Below are 17,166 nucleotides of genomic sequence, written 5' to 3'. Positions count from 1 at the left end.
GACGCGGGCTGCCCGGCCGCCCTCCGGCCGGGCAGCCCGCGTCAGGCGTCCGTCGGCGGTGTCACGGACACCAGCAGCAGCTGCCGGTGGATGCGCTCCACGTGCAGCAGCATGGCGCCCAGGCTCGCGGTGTTGCCCACGCACGGCAGGATGGCCGCGCGCAGCTCCCCCAGGACGCCCGTGCCAGTGGGCCCCGTGGCACTCCATGCCGCCGCCACCTCCTGACGCGCGCCGTCCGACAGGTCCACGTTGCGCGGGTCCTTCGGGATGAAGCGCCCGGAGGCCTTCACCAGGCTGGCCAGCAGCGCGGCCACCGTCTCCGGCTTCGTGCCCTCCAGCTTCAGCCGGTGGGCCATGCCCAGCGAGTGCAGGCCGTTGAGCCCCTCGCGCGGCTTGCCCTCCGGGGACAGCAGCCCCTCGCGCAGGTAGTCCGCGGGCCGGGTGGCCGACAGGTCGACGTTCTCGCCGTTCGCCATGGATTCACCAGGGGAAGAGGTGCCGCGCCCATCACATCACGGCAGCGCCGAGAGCGCGTCCCGCACATGCTTCTCGATGGCGGGGCGCTCCTGCTCCGTCCACTTGGGGCCGGACCAGGGCAGGCCGTGCAGCGCCTCCAGCAGCGCCTCCAGCCGGGCGCGCGTGTCCCCGGTGCCCGCGTCGCTGGCCACCGCGGCCTTCACCTCGCGGGCCACCCGGCCCTCCAGGGTGTCGCGCACGCAGCAGACGTAGACGTCCTCTTCCGGCAGCCGGGAGCTCGCGGGCGCGGCACGGCCCGCCTGGAGCACGCGCTCGTGCTCGGCCACGACGCCGGGCAGGAGCGACACGAGCGGCGCCGGTCGGGCCAGGAGCGCCGCCACGTCCCGGTAGCCCTGCTGGAACGCGGGGTTCACCTTCCCCAGGCGCTGGTAGCACCCCGCCGCGTTGGGGTTGAACGGCGCAATGGCCCCGCCCGCCGGCCCCGGCGATGCGGGCTTGCAACCCGACAGCAGGCTCCAGAGCGCGCCCAGCATCAGCGCGGCCCGGAGCGGACCGCGCCGCGCATGCAGTGGAGGCCGCCCGGGGCCGGGTCGAAGTCGTGGAGCCATCCCATCGTTCCCATCCCATGCTCGCGCACGCCAGCGGATTGCCCGGCGTGCGCGAAAGGTCACGACCGTGAAGCTCAGCCCGCCTTGGCGGTGCCCTTCGCCTGGTGCCAGGCGGCGAGCACTTCCTTCTCCCTGTCAGCGGACAGGCCCGAGCGCAGCTTCTCCTGGCGGTCCGGCGGCAGGCCGTGGAACCACGTCAGCGTGTCGCGCACGGTGTCCGCGAGCGGGCGGGTGGCGAGCCCCGCCTGCGTGGCGCGGGCGATGCTCACGGCGCCGATGCCGCTCTCCGGGCCGGTGCGCGGCACCCACGCGGGCATGTCCGCGAAGGCCATCACCTTCTGCTGCTCCAGGAACGCGCTGTCCACCCAGGTGAAGCGCGCGTCGCTCCCGGTGGCCTTCTGGATGTCCTCCAGCATGCCCTTCATGTTCATGGGCTTCAGCGGGCCGGTGACGTTGAAGATGCCCGCGGTGCGGCGCTCCACGTTGCGGATGATGAACGCGGCCAGGTCGCGCGCGTCGATGATCTGCACCGGGTCCTCGCCGTCGCCGGGGGCCAGCACCTCGCCGCCCTTCGCCACGCGCAGCGGCCAGTAGGTGAAGCGGTCGGAGCCGTCATCCGGGCCCACGATGAGGCCGGGGCGGATGTTGAGCGTGCGGCCGGGCAGCGCGGCCTCCGCGGCCTTCTCGCAGAGCGCCTTGAGCGGGCCGTAGCTCGTCTCGCCCACCTCCTCCACCGTCTCATCCGGGATGGTGCCCACGGCGTCGGATTCGTTGAGGTCCTTCTTCGTCATCTCCTTGTAGACGGACACGCTGGAGATGAAGACGTACTGCCCCACGTTGGGCGCGAGCAGCTCCGCGGACGCCTTCACGATGCGCGGCACGTAGCCGGACGTGTCGATGACCGCGTCCCACTTGCGGCCCTGCAGCGCCTTCAGGCCCTCGCCCTTGTTGGGGTCGCGGTCGCCCTGGAGCTTCTCCACGTCCGGGAAGAGGCCCGGGTTGGACTTGCCGCGGTTGAAGAGCGTGAGCGTGTGGCCGCGCGCCTGCGCTGCCTGCACCAGCGCGGGGCCCAGGAACCGGGTGCCGCCCAGGATGAGGATGTTCAGGGGCTTGCCCGGGGCGGTGTTGTCCCCGCCCTTGCTCGCGTCGGGGCCCGCCTTGGGGGACGTTGCACAGCCCAACACCTGGACCGCGCCCAACGCGGCCGCTGCTTGAATCACGCCTCTTCGGGACAGCTTCATGCCGTGGTTCCTCCGGGAAGGGTCGTCTGCGTCTGCGTCTGCGGAATGCTTTCAGCGGCGCGCGTGCGCTGCTGGCGCGCCAGGTACAGGGCCACCGCGAGCCACAGCGCGGCCACGGGCACGGCCGCCAGCGACAGGCCCGTCATGCCCAGGCCCAGCGCCGTGAGCCCGCCCTGCAGCCACGCGCTCAGCGTGTCGCTGCCGCGGTACACCACCGTGTCGATGAAGCTCTTGGACTTGTAGCGGGCCTCGCGGTCCACCGTGGTGAACAGGATTTCGCGCGAAGGGCGCTCCAGCGCGTAGTGGCTCGCGCCCCGCAGCGACTTCACCCCGATGAGCACCCCCAGCACCGGCGCGAACGCGAGCACGCCAAACCCTACCAGCGTGAGCACCGGCGCCACCGCCATCGCCACGCCCAATCCCAGGCGGGAGATGACCCGCCCGGTGACGAGCGTCTGGATGCCCAGGGTCAGAATCTGCACCCAGAAGTCGATGTCCGCGAACGCCGCCGTGCGCGCCGCCGCGTCCTTCGCCAGGGACGCGACCAGCTGCACCTCCTGGTAGTACAGGAACGTGGAGGTCGCCGCGTACAGCAGCACTTGCAACCCCAGCGCGAGCAGGAACGGCGACGTCACCAGGAGCCGCAAGCCCGCGAGCATCCCGCCGCCCACCGGCCCTTCGCGCGTGGCGGGCTGGTGCTGCACGTCCCGCGCCCAGTGCCCCAGGCGGCGCACGCACTGCGCGCTCACCTCCAGCATCACCGCGGACACGAGGATGAGGTTCACCGGTCCCACCGGCTCCGCCAGCCGGCCCACCAGGAACGGGCCGACAATCATCCCCGTGGTGCCGCCCGCGGCGATGAAGCCGAAGAGGCGCTTGCCCTGGTCGCTGGCGAACACGTCCGCCATGAAGCTCCAGAAGATGGAGACGACGAACAGGTTGTAGACGCTCAGCCAGACGTAGAAGGCCCGCGCCACGCCCTCCTTCGCCACGCCCCACTTGAGCAGCACGAAGAAGGCCAGCAGGTTGAAGAGGAAGAAGCGGTAGACGCGCGGCACCACCACCCGCCGGGGATAGCGCGCCACCAGCGCGGAGAAGGCCGGCACCGCCAGCAACATCACGACGAACGTGACGGTGAAGAGCCAGGGCAGGTGCTTCACGTCCCCCGCGGTGCCCATCTCGTTGCGGATGGGCCGCAGGATGGCGTAGCCGCACATCAGCGTGAAGAAGTAGACGAACGCCCCGAGGACCGCCCCCACCTCCTCGTCACGGACGTCCACGAAGCGCTTGAGCATGATGGCGGCGCCCTCAACGCCACGGCCGGCAGGCTATTCCCTGACTGCCGGTCTGTGGAGGAAACAGGCTATTTCGCCGCGAGGATTTCGCGCACGGTGGCCTCTACACGGGGCAGGGCCTCTTCGATTTCAGCGACCGAGGCGGCGCCCACGGAGAGGCGGAACCAGCCGGTCTCGTCCGCGAGGCCGAAGGCCTGGAAGGGCACCACTGCGAAGCGGGCCTTCTCCAGCAGGTGCTTGCGGATCGCGTCATTGGTGGTGAGGCCGCCCTTGCCCACCACGTCGAAGCGCACGGAGAGGTAGATGGCGCCCTGCGGCGCGATGGCGTGCACCGGCAGGCCCGCGTCCTTCATGCGCTGGAAGCCCTTGTAGAGGACCTCCAGGCGCGCATCCACGCGCTGGCGCATGGTCTGGAGGAAGGCCTCCGTGGCCTTCGTGTCGTCCAGGTAGCGGGCGGTGGCGACCTGTTCGGCCTTGGGGGCCCAGGCGCCCACGTGGCCCAGCACGTCGCGCATGCGGGAGATGAGGGTGGGAGCGCCCACGCCCCAGCCCACGCGCACGCCGGTGGCGGCGAAGGCCTTGCTGATGCCGTCCACGAACACGGTGTACGGCGCCATCTCCGGGACCAGCTCCACGGGCGTGACGTGCTTCGTGCCGCCGAAGCTCAGCACCCAGTAGATGTGGTCGTACATCAGGATGAGGGGCTTCTGGCCGCGGCCCTCGCGCGCGCGGTTCTCCTCCACGATGCGCTGGCAGATGGCGCGCAGCGCTTCCGGGTCAATCATGGTGCCGGTGGGGTTGAGCGGGCTGCACAGGCAGAGCAGGCGCGCGGTGGACAGGTGCGGCTCCAGCTGCGCCAGCGTGGGCATGAAGCCCGCCGCAGCGTCCGTCTTCACCACCACGCCCCTGGCGCCCAGCATGTGGGCGTAGTGGTTGTTGTTCCACGACGGCACCGGGTAGACGACGACGTCGCCCGGGTCGAGCACCGCGCGGAAGGTGGCGTAGATGACCGGCCGAGCGCCGCCCGCGATGACGATGCCCTCCAGCGGGTACTTCAGCCCCAGGGAGCGCTCGTAGAAGCGCTGCACGGCCTGGCGCAGGTCCAGCACGCCGTCGGACGGCGGGTAGTTCGTCTCACCGCCCTGGAGCGCGGCGCCAATCTGGTCGCGCAGGCCGTCCGGGATGGGGAACTCCTTCGGGCTGAAGTCACCCACGGTGAGGTTGCAGACCTGGGTGCCCTTGGACACGAGTTCGCGGATCTCCCCGGCGATGCGGAGGATTTCGCTGCCCACGAGCCCGCGCACCATGGAGCCCACGGTGGTGTCGTCGCGAGAGGGACGCGGCAGGGAGGTCAGGTCGAGGGCCATGGTACGGAACTCTCCAGTGCACGAAGGGGGGCCGGGGGGACTCGGCCGGCCGGAACCTATACGCAACGGACCCGACACGGCGCATCTTCCAGGCACCTGGGGCATGGTCCCGGCGCACGGGGTGTGCGAGGACTCGGGAAGTCCCCGGGTGACGGGGTTTCACAGGAGGAACCGGATGCACCTGCGACAGGGGCTGTACGCGCTGGGAGTGGTTTGCGGATTGCTGGGCCTGGGGTGCCAGAAGCAGGAGCCCCAGACCGTCCCCATGGACGTGCCGGCCGTGCCCCCGCCCACCAACACCGTGCCCCGTGAGGGACCGGCGGCCACCGCTCCGGTGGTGCACCAGGTGCTGGACGTGAAGGCAGGCGGCCCCACGGACGCGGGCAGGCCAACAGCCACGGCCGACGTGGCGGCGGACGCGGCGTGGACGACGGCGGCGGTGGAGCGGCCGCGCGGCGAGCCGCCCTCCATCACGCTGCGCTCGGTGCGCACGGGGACGCACGCGGACTACGACCGCACGGTGTTCGAGTTCGACGGGCCGCGCCTGCCGGGCTACCACCTGGGCTACGTGAAGACGCCGGTGCAGCAGTGCGGCTCCGGCGAAGACGTGACGCCGCCGGGGCAGGCCGCGCTGGAGGTGCGCTTCACGCTGGCGCGGGCGCATGACGACCAGGGCCAGGCCACGGTGGCGCAGCGCACGCTCAAGCCCGCGCTGCCGTCCGTGCTGGCGCTGGAGCGGCTGTGCGACTTCGAGGGCGAGGTGACGTGGGTGCTGGGCACCGCGCGCCGCGCTCCGTTCCGCGTGCTGGAGCTGACGAACCCCACGCGCCTCGTGCTGGACGTCCAGCACTGAGGCGGCGGGAGGCGGCTACTTCTTCGGCGGGGCCAGACGCTTCTTCGCGATGAGGTCGCGCGCTTCGCGCTCCGAGTCCGCGAAGTCCACTTCCACCGTCCACTTGCCCGTGAAGTACAGGGCGAGCATCAGCGCCTTGGCGCCCGCGCGCTGGAGCGGGCCCGTGCCCAGGTAGACGTGGCCGCGGAACCACTCGGCCTTGGCCTGCGCCACCAGCAGCTCGCGCGCGTCCTTCTCGATGCTGGAGTTCGACACGTCGGAGATGACGAACACCGGCTCCTTCGCCGCCACCTCCTGACAGATCTCCAGCACCTTCTTCGAGTCCTCCAGCTTCGAGGGCCCGTTGAACTTCATCACCAACAGGTCCGGCGCTTCGAAGTACGCGCGATGCGCTCCGAACTCCCACTCACGATGATTCGCCACGCGGTCCGTGCCTCACCCAGATCAAGAATTGCCTAGACCGGATAACATCGAGAACGAGGATTTCCAAGGAGAGTGGCCGGACCCACGGCGTCTGTCCTTGCTGACCCGGGTCGTGAGCGGGCGCGGTAGGCGGAAGGGGTGACGCCGAAGCGGGCACGGAAGCGGCGGACGAACTCCGACAGGTCACCGAAGCCACACGCGAACGCGACGTCCGCGATGCGCTCGGAGTCCGTCCGCAGGCGCGCGGCGGCGAGTGTCAGGCGGCGGCCCAGGATGTAGCTGTAGGGACTCTCTCCCACCACCTTGCGGAAGGTGCGCAGGAAGTGGTGGCGGCCCATGCCCACCTCCTCCGCGAGCATCGCCAGCGAGAGGGTCTCCTCCAGGTGCGCCTCCATCCAGCGCACCGCGTCCCCCATGCGGCGTTCGTCATGGCCGGTGACGGGTCGGGCCTTGCCTTCGTGGACGCCGCTCAGCGCCGCGCCCGCCATCCGCAGCACCAGCTCCTCCGCGCCGCGTGAGTCTGGCTGCTCGGCAAGCGCCTGGACGTCCGCGAGCAGCGGCGCGAGGCGCTGGAGCGGCGGAAGCCGGTGCACGGGAAAGTCCGTCCGCTTCACGCCGGACAGGCCTCCCGCGACCTCCTCGATGAGCTCGGGCTCGAAGTGGAAGGCGACGCAGCGGTCGCCCACGCCGTGCTCATGACCGCAGCAGAAGGACGCGTGCCGCTCCCCCAGCAGCAGGGAGCCGGGCGTCAGCAGCACCCGCCCGTTCCGGGAGCGGTAGGTGAAGCTGCCGGACAGGACGGCGGAGATGGACACCCCCGAGTGCTGTTCCTCGAAGACGGGGTCCTTGGGGCCGGAGCGGCAGACAATCTCGCGCACGCGCCACCCGTCCCCGGAGGCCAGCAGGCGCGCCGTGGTCAGGTCCACTTTCCCCAAGTCGGCCACGGTCCGTCCCTCCATCCTGCCCCGCATCTCCAACGGGGTGACCGAATCATGGCGATGGAAGCAACGACAGTCACGCGCGAGCTCATCTGGCGGCGCGTGATGGACGAGCTGGGTTTCGAGCATGCACGGGTGCGGCGCGGCCAGGAGGGCACGGAGCTTTCCGGCGTCATCCTCGTCGCGGAACAGGGTGCGCCGCTGCGGGTGGAGTACTCGGTCGTCTGTGACGACGCGTGGCGCACGCGACGGGTGGGCGTGACGCAGTCCTGGCGTGGCGAACGCCGGACGCTCGCGCTGGAGCATGACGGTGACGGCCGCTGGCGCAAGGACGGGCAGGTCGCGGAGGAGCTGGAGGGTTGCACGGACGTGGACCTGGGCCTGAGCCCTTCCACCAACGCGCTGCCCATCAACCGGCTGCGGCTCCAGGAAGGCGCCACCGCGGAGATCCGCGCGGCGTGGGTGCGGTTTCCCGCGCTGGAGGTCGTGCCCGCGCGGCAGGGCTATGCGCGCGTGGGCCCCGTGCGCTACCGCTACGAGAGCCTGGAGAGCGGCTTCACCGCGATGCTGGACGTGGACGCGGAGGGGCTGCCCATCGAGTACGCCGGCATCTGGCGCAGGCTCGCGGAAGGGCCCGCCGCGCCGGCGCCGGTGGTGCGGGAGTTCGTGGACGCGCTGGTAAGCCCGGGGCCTTCGGCAGAGCTGGGCGACGCGGCGGCCACCTTCGGGTGGTTGGTGGGAGGCTGGGCGGGGACCATCCAGGACCACGACGCGGACGGAAGCTTCCGCCAGAGCGAGGGCGAGTGGTGGTTCCACTGGGTGCTGGACGGGCGGGCACTGCAGGACGTGTTCATCGTGCCGTCGCGGAACGCCCCAGCGCCGTCAGGTCCTGGGGCCAACAAGCGCTATGGCACCACGGTGCGCTCGTTCGACCGGACCGCTGGGAAGTGGCAGATCACCTGGGTGAGTCCGACCGGAGGCGCCATCAACAGGCTCGCCGGAGGCCGTGAGGGGGACCGGCTCATCCTGCTGGGCGAGCACCACGGGAAGCCCATCCGCTGGAGCTTCTCCGACATCGGGCCGGACCGCTTCACCTGGCGCGGAGAAGTGCAGGACGAAGCCGGCCAGTGGAGTCTCCAGTCGCGCTTCGACATGCGGCGCATCGCCTGAGCTGAGCACCGGCCCCCGGACCTGTCCGACTGTCGGACAGGTTCGTCCGTCTCCACCGGGTGCTCGCTATGTCCTCAGGCGGGTGGCGGCGACGTCCAGGCGCTCGAGCAACTTCGCGTGGCGGGCCCGTGCCTCTGCTCCGCCCGCGCGCAGCGCCATGGCCAGCACCTGGGGCAGGTTGAGCGCGGCACCCGCGCGCAGCCGCTGCTGGTACTGCGCGGCCCAGTCCCGCGGGATGCGCAGCGACCAGTTGCGCGCATCCACGGAGCCCGGCGCGTTGTACGTGTCCGGCATGCCCAGCAGATCCGCGAAGAACACCATCACGCTGCGCGCACGGTTGGTGAACAGGTCCGCGAACTTCGCCTGCGCGAGCAGCCCCGGGTCCTGCGCGAGCTGTCGCGCGAAGTCCTCACGCCCTTCCACTTCGGGATGCAGCCGCCAGGCGAGGTAGTCCGCCTGGGCGCGCAGCGCGTGCTTCCACTGCCATTCGGAGATGAGCCGCCAGAGCGACTTCGTGTCGTGGTTGCCCACCATCACCCAGTCCTCGGGGGCCGCGTTCTCGCTGCGATACACGTCCGCCGGGTTGGTGAGGTCCGCCTTCTGGGTGACACGGAAGCGGCCCAGGCCATCTCGGGCCATCACCCGCGACAGCTCATGCGGCAGCGTGCTCAGCACCTCGCACAGCACGTCCTCGCGGGCCCGGCCGCGCTCCCGGGCCGTGCGCACCACCGAGTCGAACAGGATGGCGTAGCGGCCCACCTGCTCCTCCGTGAGCCACTTCACCCAGCCATCCGCGTGACGCGGCACCGAGCGGTCCAGCTGTTCCGGAGCCACGATGGCGTAGCGCGCCAGCTCCGGGTGGTCCGGCAGGTCCGGCGACGAGAACAGCCGCGCGCCGCCCTGCACCGCGCGCAGCGGATCCGCCGAACCCGCGCGGTACACCCACGGACACACGAGCCCGTGCGGATGGTCGATGCGCAGCCCGTCGTACTCGGACAGCATCTTGCCCAGCCGCGAGTCCAGGTAGCGCAGCACCGGTCCGGGGCCGGAGCCGTCCGGAGCGACGTACTGCTCGGGGTCCAGCACGGGGTAGTTCCACGGCTGGCCCTCCGGGTTGGTGCGGCTGGGCGGAGCCCCCATGAGGTACGCGCGGAGGAACAATCCCTGCCGCGCCCACGTATCCCGGGGTGAGAAGCCAATCTGGAGGTCCCCGTACAGCTTGAGGCCCCACGCCCCCACGCGCTCCCGCAGGAGCCCATGCTGTTCATGCACGAGGAACTGGCGGAAGGCGTACTGCTCCACCGCCTCGGCTTCGACGGTGAGCAACTCCCGGATGCGCGCCTCCGCCTGGGTCTCTTCTCCAGGACGCGGCGCGAACAGGCGCCCCTCCAGCGAATCCGCCCAGCCGCGCCAGTCATCCGGCGTGTGGTGCCGCGTGGCGAGCACGTCGAACAGCGCATCCCGTTCCAGCCACTCCCGCTGCTCCACGCGGAAGGCCTCGAAGCGCTGGACGAGCCCTGGCTCCCGGGTGCGTCGGAAGGTGTCCCACGCCTCCTGGAGCGCCAGGGCCTGCCCCCGGCACGCGGAGTGGTAGCGCGCCTCCGGCCCACCGTCCGTGGGTGCTTCGGAGACGAGCCGGGCCAGCGTGTCGGAGGACAGCAGCGCGCCCCACGGCCCGTGCGGATCCGTGAGCGTCGGGAGCGCCACGTTCAGCGTGTTGCGTGAGAACAACGTGCCGTCATACGGCGACGGGTTGTGCGCGGTGGTCTGTCCCTGCGGCCCCAGCTGGATGCCGGTGAAGCCCAGGTCCCGGGCGAAGGCGAGGAAGCGCGCGGCGCCCTCGGAGTACGGCGAGCCACGCCCCAGATCCTCTCCCGGGAGGCCCGGGAAGCTGGGGTCATGGATGCTCAGGACCCAGCGGGTGACCCCCAGTGCCTCCAGGGCTTCGGTGATGAGCGAGCGGTGCGAATCAGGCAGCGGGGACAGGAGCTCCACACTCCTGACCCTATGGCCCCAGGCCGCATGCGCCAACCGTTCCTTGAGGGTGACGCGAGCATCCTTCCCGCGTCAGTCCTGCCGGGACTGCGGCTGGGGCCTGGGCTCGCCACCGCCGTGCGCCGGACCGTGTGCCCGCCCGTTCGCCTTGAACGCCCGGCGCAGCTTGCCGGTCATCCACGTGCGGGCGTCCGTGAGGATTTCGTACACCGTCGGTATCACCAGCAGCGTGAGCAGCGTGGACGTGAGGACGCCGCCAATCACCGCGCGGCCCAGCGGCGCTCGGAAGTCGCCGCCCTCGCCGTGCCCCAGCGCCACCGGCACCATGCCCGCGATGAGCGCGAGGGTCGTCATGATGATGGGCCGCAAGCGGATGCGTCCCGCTTCAATCAGTGCCTCGCGCAATGGCAGCCCCTTCTCGTGCTGCCACTTGGCGAAGTCGATGAGCAGGATGGCGTTCTTCGCGACAATGCCCATCAGCAGGATGACGCCGATGAGGCTCATGATGTTCAGCGTGTCCCCCGTCACCACCAGCGCCAGCACCACGCCGATGAGTGACAGCGGCAGCGACACCAGGATGGCCAGCGGGTCGATGAACGAGCCGAACTGGATGACGAGGATGAGGTACATCAGCATCACCGCCACGCCCAGCGCCAGGAACACCCGGCCGAACACCTCCTGCTGATCCGCGGACTCGCCGCCCGTGGACACCTCGTAGCCCGGCGGCACCTTCACCGCCTTGAGCCGCGTCTGGACGTCGTTCATCACCTCCGACAGCGACCGCCCCGCCACGTTCGCCTGCACGTTGATGACCTTCGCGCGGTTCAGGTGATCAATCTGCGCCGGGCCCACGGTCTGCTTCACTGTCGCCACCTGGCCCAGCGGCACCACCACCGGAGCCCCCGTGGCGGTGGAACCCACCACCAGCGGCAGCTGCGCCAGGTCGGACGGGTTCTGGCGGTACTGCGGCGCCAGGCGCACCATCACGTCGCGCGTCTCGCCAATGGGGTCCACCCAGTCGCCGGAGTCCAGGCCCGCGAAGGCCGGCCGCAGCGACTGCGCCACCTGCCCCACCGTCACGTTGAGCTGGCCCGCGACACCGCGGTTCAGCTCCACCTCCAGCTCCGGCTTCTCCCCGCGCGTGGACAGCCCCACGTCCACCGCGCCCGGCACCTGCTTCACCTCCTTCATCACCTGCTGCGCGAACTGGTTGAGCCCCTTGGACTCCGGCCCGCGCAGCTCCAGCTGGATGGACTTGATGGCGCCGCCGAAGCCGCTGGTGAACACCGACACGTTCGCGCCGCCCACCGCGAGCAACTCCTGACGCAGCGTCTTGCCCAGCACCTCCTGGCTCGCCTTGCGCTCCGTCTTCGGCTTGAGCCGCACGTACACCAGCGCCTGGTCCACGCCCGGCGAGCGCAATGGCAGCGGCACGCCGATGGTGGTGTACGTGTACGCGACCTCCGGGTGCTGGCGCGTGAGGCGGGACACCTCCTCCACCTTGCGCCGCGTGTAGTCCAGGCTGGAGCCCGCGGGCGTCTCCACCAACATCTCGATTTCGGCGCGGTCGCTCACCGGCACGAAGCCCGCGCCGCCGAAGACGCCCTGCAGCGCCACCGCGCCCACCAGCGAGCCCACCGCGAGCAGCACCATCGCGAGCCGGTGGTCCAGCGCCCACGCGATGACGCCCTTGTAGCGGTCCGCCTGCCGGTCGAACCAGTGGTTGAAGCGCGTCAGCCCGCGCGAGATGAAGTTGCGCCGCTCGCCCTTCTCCACCTGCGGGTCCGGCCAGTACGCGCTGAGCATGGGGTCCAGCGAGAAGCTCACGAACAGCGACACCAGCACCGAGCACGCGATGGTGAGCGCGAACGGCTTGAACCACTGTCCCGCCACGCCGTACATGAACGCCACCGGGACGAACACCGCCACGATGGAGAACGTCGTCGCCGCCACCGCGAGGCCAATCTCGCTCGTGCCCTCGCGCGACGCCGTGTAGTGGTCCTTCCCCATCTCCACGTGCCGCACGATGTTCTCGCGCACCACGATGGCGTCGTCGATGAGGATGCCGATGGCCAGCGTCAGGCCCAGCAGCGACATCGTGTTGAGCGTGAAGCCGAACGCCCACACGCTCACGAACGACGCCAGCACGGACACCGGTAGCGCCAGGCCGGTAATCACCGTGGAGCGCCACGAGTTGAGGAACAGGAACACCACCAGCACCGTGAGCAGCGCGCCTTCAATCAGCGCCTGCTGCACGTTGACGACGGAGTTCTCCACGCGCGTGCCCGCGTCGCGGACGATCTCCAGCTTCGCGTTGGCGGGCAGCCGCTGCTGGAGCATCTTCACGCGCTCGCGCACACCGTCCGCGACCTCCGTGGTGCTGTGGCCCTTGGACTTGATGACCTCGATGCCCACCGCCTGCGCGCCGTTGTAGAGCGACAGGGTGCGAGGCTCCTCGGTGCCGGCGAACACGTCCGCCACCTCGCCCAGCCGCAGCGTGCGCCCGCCTCGCTCTGCGATGGGCACCTGCGCGAAGTCCTGCGGCGTCTCCAGGCGGCCCTTGAGCCGGATGGTGCGCTCCTGAAGCTCGGTGTTGAGCCGGCCCACCGGCGCCGCCAGGTTCTGCGCCTGGAGCGCCGCCACCACCTGCGCCACCGACAGGCCCGCCGCCTGGAGCGCCGCGGGCCGCACCTGCACCGTCATCTCCCGGTCCACGCCGCCCACCACCGTGGCCTGCGCCACGCCGGGCACCGAGCGCAAATCCCCCACCACCAGGGGGTCCGCGATGAGCGTCAGCGCGGGCACGTCCAGCGCGTCCGACGTCAGCACCAGCGACACGATGGGTTGGTCCGCCGGGTCGAACCGCGTGAGGATGGGCTCCTCCATCTCCTGCGGCAGGTCCGCGCGCTTGCTGGAGATGGCGTCGCGGATGTCCTGTGACGCCTCCTGGATGTCCTTTTCGAAGTCGAAGAAGACCGTGAAGTTCGCCAGGCTGTCCGTGGAGCTGGACGTGGTCTTCTTCCCGTCCACGCCGGAGATGGCGAAGATGGCGTCCTCGATGGGCTCGACAATCTCGCGCTCCACCGTGTCCGGTGAGGCGCCTGGGTACGCGATGGTGACGTTGATGACCGGCTGCTGAACGTCCGGGAACTCGTCCGTCTCCAGGTTGAACAGCGCGACGATGCCGAACACGACGAGCGCCACCATCGCCGTGATGGTGATGATGGGGCGCTTGATGGCGAAGTCGGAGATGAACACGGACGACTCCTGCGGTGCTTCTTCAAGAAGTGGAGACGCCCGGCGCTACTTCGCGGGAGCCTGGGCTGGCTGCGTGGGAACCCCGGCCGCCGCCGGCGCCTGGGTGGGGCCGCTGCCGCCGGACGCGTTGCCCGCGCCGCCCACGCCCTGCTGGGCCTCCGGTGGAGAGGCGGGGCGCTGCTTCTTCGGCCCTTCCGGCGCGGCGGTGAGCTTCACCGGCGTGCCGTTCGTCAGGTCGCGCGCGGAGCCCAGCAGCACCACGTCCCCGGCCTTCAACCCCGAGCGAACCTCCACGGTCTGCGCCACGTCGTCCCGCAGGCCCAGCGTCACCGCCACCTGCTCCACCTTGCCGTTGGAGATGCGCTGCACGGTGGGCGGCTCCTGGCGCGTGTCCAGTGCGTCCACCGGCACGGCCAGCGCGTCCTTCGCCTGGGACGCCACGCGCCCTTGCGCGAAGAGGCCGGACAACAGCGTCTGCTCGCTGTTGGGGATGCTCACGTAGATGCGCACCTGTCCCGTGGCGGGGTCCACCGCCGGGTTGATGCGCTCCACCTCGCCCTTGAAGGCCTGATCCGCGTAGCCGTTGACGCGGAAGTCCACCGACGTGCCCACCTTCACCTGGGAGAGCTGCGCCGCGGGCACGGAGGCCTCCAGCCGCAGCGTGGCGGGGTCCACCACGGTGAAGAGCGGCGCGCCCGGCTGGACGATGTCGCCCGTGTGCACCTGCCGCTCGCTCACCACGCCGGTGAAGGGCGCGGTCACCTTCGTGCGCCCCAGCTGATCCTGCGCCAGCTTCAGCCGCGCCTGCGCATCCGCCAGCTGGCCCTCCGCCTGCGTCCGCGCCAGTTGCGTGCGTTCGAAGTCGCGGCGGGTGATGACGCCCTGCTTGACCAGGGTTTGATTGCGCCGCTCATCCGCCTTCGCCACCTGCAAGGCATTGCGCGCCACGCGCAGGGTGGAGCTGGCCGCCTGCACCTGCTCGCGCAGGGTGCCCTCATCCACGCGCGCCAGCAGGTCCCCCTCCTTCACGGCCTGCCCCTGGTCCGCCTTCACGTCCAGGATGCTGCCGCCCACCTCCGCGCGGACGCTGGCCAGCCGCCGTGCCTGGAGCGACCCGGAGATGACGGGGCCGCTCTCCAGCCGCAGGGGCTCCACGCGCACCACGTTCTCCGGACCCAGCGACACCACCGTGGGCGCGACGGGCGCGGCGGCGTCCTCGGAGCGCTGTCCGCAGGCGCCAGCCAGCCAGACGACAGCCCACACGGCCCCCAGCCGCGCACCCCTGCGCCAGGCGCGGCGTCCCGTTGTCGTTTCGGTGCGTCCCACGGCCTGCCTCCACGGCCCCCGATGCCTGCCCCGGTCCAAACCAGGGGCATCCCCGGAGCCGGGTAAACGTGGTGCCGCCCCCCCGCCCGGGGAAGTCGTGCCACCACGGAGCGTGAACCTGGAGAACACCTGGAGCCCGTCCCCCTGACAGGCTTGGAACCGGGCGGACGGCCTCCCGAAAGACAACGGCCTCCGTCCCGAGCAACCGGGACGGAGGCCGCGAAAGACCGCATGCAGCCGTTCTAGTGGACCGCCGCGCTGGAGCTCAGGAACGACAGCGTCAGGCAGCTCTGGTTCGCCACCTGGTCCAGGAACGTCTGGCGGCCCAGCACCTCGTTGAAGGTGCGGGTGGGCGAACCGTCCGCGCGATCCGGCACGGTGAGCGCGCCGCTCAGGAAGGGCGACAGGGCGCCCGTCTGGCTCACGTGGGTGAAGGGCGTGCCAATCTCATCCCCGTGGCAGCCGTCGCAGGTGTTGAGCGAGAAGACATGGCGGGCCTGGCGGTTGGGGATGGTCGCCGGGGGCTGGCTCCAGAACGGAGGGCTGCTGGGGCTGGCGAACGTGGACGTCACGACGGCGCGGCCGCCCCGGAACGCGCCGGTGCTCCACGTGAGCGGGACGGTGTACGTGGGCGGCAGGGCGACGATGGCCGGCGCGTTGCCGTTCACGTAGGACGGGAACAGGGTGTTCTTCGTCGCGCGGTCCGGCGTCTGGGCCACGGTGTGGCTGTTGAGCAGCCCCAGCACCGGGCCCGGCGCGGCGAACGACGCCGCGCTGATGGTGCTGTTCCAGAGGCGGAACTCGCGCAGCTCCCAGGGCGAGCCCAGCCAGATCTCGTTGGTGCGCACCTGGTTGATGGAGCTGCGGTTGGGCTTGCGAGGGGACAGGTCGCGTTTGGCGAACTGCTCGGTGAGGGCCTCCAGCGCCGCGTTGTAGGTCGCGCTGCCCAGCGCCATGGACGACAGGGCCTGCCACTGCTGCGCGTACGTCTTGATGGACACGCAGTCGTTCTTGTCCACCCCGTACTCCAGGATGACCAGGAAGGGCACCGTGTGGCACGAGGTGCCCGTGCCTTCCGTGGCGGCGAAGATGAAGCGCCCCTCACCCGCGCGCCCGGAGCCGTACGCGGGGTTGTTGCCCGCCAGGTCCAGCCGGTTGACGATGGCCACCAGCTTGAAGGGCGACTTCGTCAGGTCCAGCGCGCCGCCCACCTTCGGCCACGGGTTGACCAGCTTCGTCACGATGTTCGTGCGCGGCGGGGTGGTGAAGGTGTTGACCGTCTTCGCGGCCTCCCACTGCCGCAGCCACTCGCGCACGAAGGTGGACGGGGCCACGCCGGTGAACGGCTGGTTGGCCATCTCCGTCATCAGGTAGTTGAACGTCCACTTGCCGTTCGGGTTGCCCACGTTGGTGCACGGGTCCCACGTGCGCGTCGGGTCCCCCACCACGGACGACGCCCGGATGATGAGCGAGCGCGCCGGGTCCACCAGCGTCGCCAGGCCAATGGGGCGGATGGGCACGCGCTGCCCCACCGGGAACTGGGTGGACAGCGCCGTCACCGGCACGGTGTTCACCAGCTCGCGGCCCTCGAACACCGCGGTCGTCAGCTGCGTCTGCGACTGGGACTGCGCCTGCGCGATGCGCTCCTGCTCCGCCTGGAGCGCCACGAAGTCGAAGGTGCCGCTGGCGATGAAGAGCAGGTCGCCCGCCACCGCGTCGCCGCCCTGGCCGTCGTCGCGGAAGAGCAGCTGCTGGGCGCCGTCCAGCATCGTCAGCGTCTTGCCCCGGAACTGCTCGTTCTGCGCGCGCTTCGCATCCAGCGTCAGCTCGAACACCGCGGACGTGGCCTTGCTGGCCGCGCCCTGCGGGATGGCGAACAGGGACTCCACCACGGGGCGCTCGGGCACCGCGTCGTCCTCGTCCGTCGCCGTGTTCAGCGCCGCCTCCAGGTTGCCGGACGGGTCCACGGCCTGGGCGGAGGACTCCGCCGCGGGCGCGGAAGGCGCGGGGGTTTCGGACGTCTCCGGGGCGGGCTGGCCACAGCCCACCACCAGCGACGAGGCCAGGAGCGCGAACGGCAGGCGCCGGCCCAGCTTCCCGGAATGCTTCCACAGCAAAGACAGCTCAGGCTTCATGGGGTGTGCTCCACTCACGACGGGGGTACCGCGATGACAGCCGCGCGATGGGGCACCCTCCCCCTCACCGTTCGCAGGAC

The 17,166-nt window shown here is 70.8% G+C and carries 13 protein-coding genes; 2 read left to right on the top strand and 11 right to left on the bottom strand.

The features are described from left to right. Nucleotides 1-41: 41 nt before the first annotated feature. From D7W79_RS23390 to D7W79_RS23370, 5 genes are all read right to left on the bottom strand, one after another. On the bottom strand, nt 42-476 hold the full coding sequence (locus D7W79_RS23390; RefSeq protein ID WP_120527609.1) for a hypothetical protein: 435 nt from the start codon (nt 474-476) through the stop codon (nt 42-44). Nucleotides 477-512: 36 nt separating this feature from the next. Next, complete coding sequence (locus D7W79_RS23385) at nt 513-1,085, bottom strand: hypothetical protein (protein WP_147442018.1); 573 nt, start codon at nt 1,083-1,085, stop codon at nt 513-515. A gap of 74 nt (nt 1,086-1,159) precedes the next feature. Further along, on the bottom strand, nt 1,160-2,326 hold the full coding sequence (locus tag D7W79_RS23380; RefSeq protein ID WP_120527607.1) for an NAD-dependent epimerase/dehydratase family protein: 1,167 nt from the start codon (nt 2,324-2,326) through the stop codon (nt 1,160-1,162). Next, on the bottom strand, nt 2,323-3,621 hold the full coding sequence (locus D7W79_RS23375) for an NTP/NDP exchange transporter (RefSeq protein ID WP_120527606.1): 1,299 nt from the start codon (nt 3,619-3,621) through the stop codon (nt 2,323-2,325). The genes D7W79_RS23380 and D7W79_RS23375 overlap by 4 nt, the downstream gene beginning before the upstream one ends. Before the next feature lie 68 nt (nt 3,622-3,689). Beyond that, nucleotides 3,690-4,988 carry a pyridoxal phosphate-dependent aminotransferase gene (locus tag D7W79_RS23370; protein ID WP_120527605.1) on the bottom strand — a complete coding sequence of 433 codons (1,299 nt, stop codon included), beginning with the start codon at nt 4,986-4,988 and terminating at the stop codon, nt 3,690-3,692. Nucleotides 4,989-5,163: 175 nt separating this feature from the next. Between D7W79_RS23370 and D7W79_RS23365 the strand changes: the two genes are divergently transcribed. Then, nucleotides 5,164-5,841 carry an AMIN-like domain-containing (lipo)protein gene (locus D7W79_RS23365; RefSeq protein WP_244221923.1) on the top strand — a complete coding sequence of 226 codons (678 nt, stop codon included), beginning with the start codon at nt 5,164-5,166 and terminating at the stop codon, nt 5,839-5,841. 15 nt (nt 5,842-5,856) lie between these two features. Here D7W79_RS23365 and D7W79_RS23360 read toward each other — a convergent pair whose 3' ends face one another. Both D7W79_RS23360 and D7W79_RS23355 read right to left on the bottom strand, forming a co-directional pair. Then, on the bottom strand, nt 5,857-6,264 hold the full coding sequence (locus D7W79_RS23360) for a hypothetical protein (protein WP_120527603.1): 408 nt from the start codon (nt 6,262-6,264) through the stop codon (nt 5,857-5,859). Nucleotides 6,265-6,296: 32 nt separating this feature from the next. Then, complete coding sequence (locus D7W79_RS23355; protein ID WP_158617025.1) at nt 6,297-7,208, bottom strand: AraC family transcriptional regulator; 912 nt, start codon at nt 7,206-7,208, stop codon at nt 6,297-6,299. 48 nt (nt 7,209-7,256) lie between these two features. Between D7W79_RS23355 and D7W79_RS23350 the strand changes: the two genes are divergently transcribed. Continuing rightward, nucleotides 7,257-8,372 (top strand): putative glycolipid-binding domain-containing protein, encoded by a 1,116-nt coding sequence (locus D7W79_RS23350; protein WP_120527601.1) that lies wholly within the window; start codon nt 7,257-7,259, stop codon nt 8,370-8,372. 66 nt (nt 8,373-8,438) lie between these two features. On the opposite strand, the gene D7W79_RS23345 is transcribed toward D7W79_RS23350, so the two are convergent. The 4 genes from D7W79_RS23345 to D7W79_RS23330 all read right to left on the bottom strand — a co-directional run bounded on the left by D7W79_RS23345 (nt 8,439) and on the right by D7W79_RS23330 (nt 17,086). Beyond that, nucleotides 8,439-10,367: a 4-alpha-glucanotransferase gene (locus tag D7W79_RS23345; protein ID WP_208729818.1), complete on the bottom strand. Its 1,929-nt coding sequence runs from the start codon at nt 10,365-10,367 to the stop codon at nt 8,439-8,441. A gap of 72 nt (nt 10,368-10,439) precedes the next feature. Further along, nucleotides 10,440-13,625 carry an efflux RND transporter permease subunit gene (locus tag D7W79_RS23340; protein ID WP_120527600.1) on the bottom strand — a complete coding sequence of 1,062 codons (3,186 nt, stop codon included), beginning with the start codon at nt 13,623-13,625 and terminating at the stop codon, nt 10,440-10,442. Nucleotides 13,626-13,670: 45 nt separating this feature from the next. Next, entirely contained in the window at nt 13,671-14,951 is a 1,281-nt protein-coding gene (locus tag D7W79_RS23335) for an efflux RND transporter periplasmic adaptor subunit (RefSeq protein WP_120527599.1), read from the bottom strand. A 242-nt stretch (nt 14,952-15,193) separates the two neighbouring features. Next, nucleotides 15,194-17,086 carry a hypothetical protein gene (locus tag D7W79_RS23330; RefSeq protein WP_158617024.1) on the bottom strand — a complete coding sequence of 631 codons (1,893 nt, stop codon included), beginning with the start codon at nt 17,084-17,086 and terminating at the stop codon, nt 15,194-15,196. Nucleotides 17,087-17,166: the final 80 nt, after the last annotated feature.

It is taken from the genome of Corallococcus exercitus (genome assembly GCF_003611585.1).
Taxonomy (GTDB): domain Bacteria; phylum Myxococcota; class Myxococcia; order Myxococcales; family Myxococcaceae; genus Corallococcus; species Corallococcus exercitus.
Note: the sequence above shows the minus strand (reverse complement) of the source record. Positions and strands in the feature narration are given on the sequence as shown.

Bases quoted from the DNA above. Each gene is read 5' to 3' on its own strand.
- D7W79_RS23370 (WP_120527605.1), bottom strand. From the start codon at position 4,988: ATGGCCCTCGACCTGACCTCCCTGCCGCGTCCCTCTCGCGACGACACC.
- D7W79_RS23380 (WP_120527607.1), bottom strand. From the start codon at position 2,326: ATGAAGCTGTCCCGAAGAGGCGTGATTCAAGCAGCGGCCGCGTTGGGC.
- D7W79_RS23350 (WP_120527601.1), top strand. From the start codon at position 7,257: ATGGCGATGGAAGCAACGACAGTCACGCGCGAGCTCATCTGGCGGCGC.
- D7W79_RS23390 (WP_120527609.1), bottom strand. From the start codon at position 476: ATGGCGAACGGCGAGAACGTCGACCTGTCGGCCACCCGGCCCGCGGAC.
- D7W79_RS23375 (WP_120527606.1), bottom strand. From the start codon at position 3,621: ATGCTCAAGCGCTTCGTGGACGTCCGTGACGAGGAGGTGGGGGCGGTC.
- D7W79_RS23385 (WP_147442018.1), bottom strand. From the start codon at position 1,085: ATGGCTCCACGACTTCGACCCGGCCCCGGGCGGCCTCCACTGCATGCG.
- D7W79_RS23365 (WP_244221923.1), top strand. From the start codon at position 5,164: ATGCACCTGCGACAGGGGCTGTACGCGCTGGGAGTGGTTTGCGGATTG.
- D7W79_RS23330 (WP_158617024.1), bottom strand. From the start codon at position 17,086: ATGAAGCCTGAGCTGTCTTTGCTGTGGAAGCATTCCGGGAAGCTGGGC.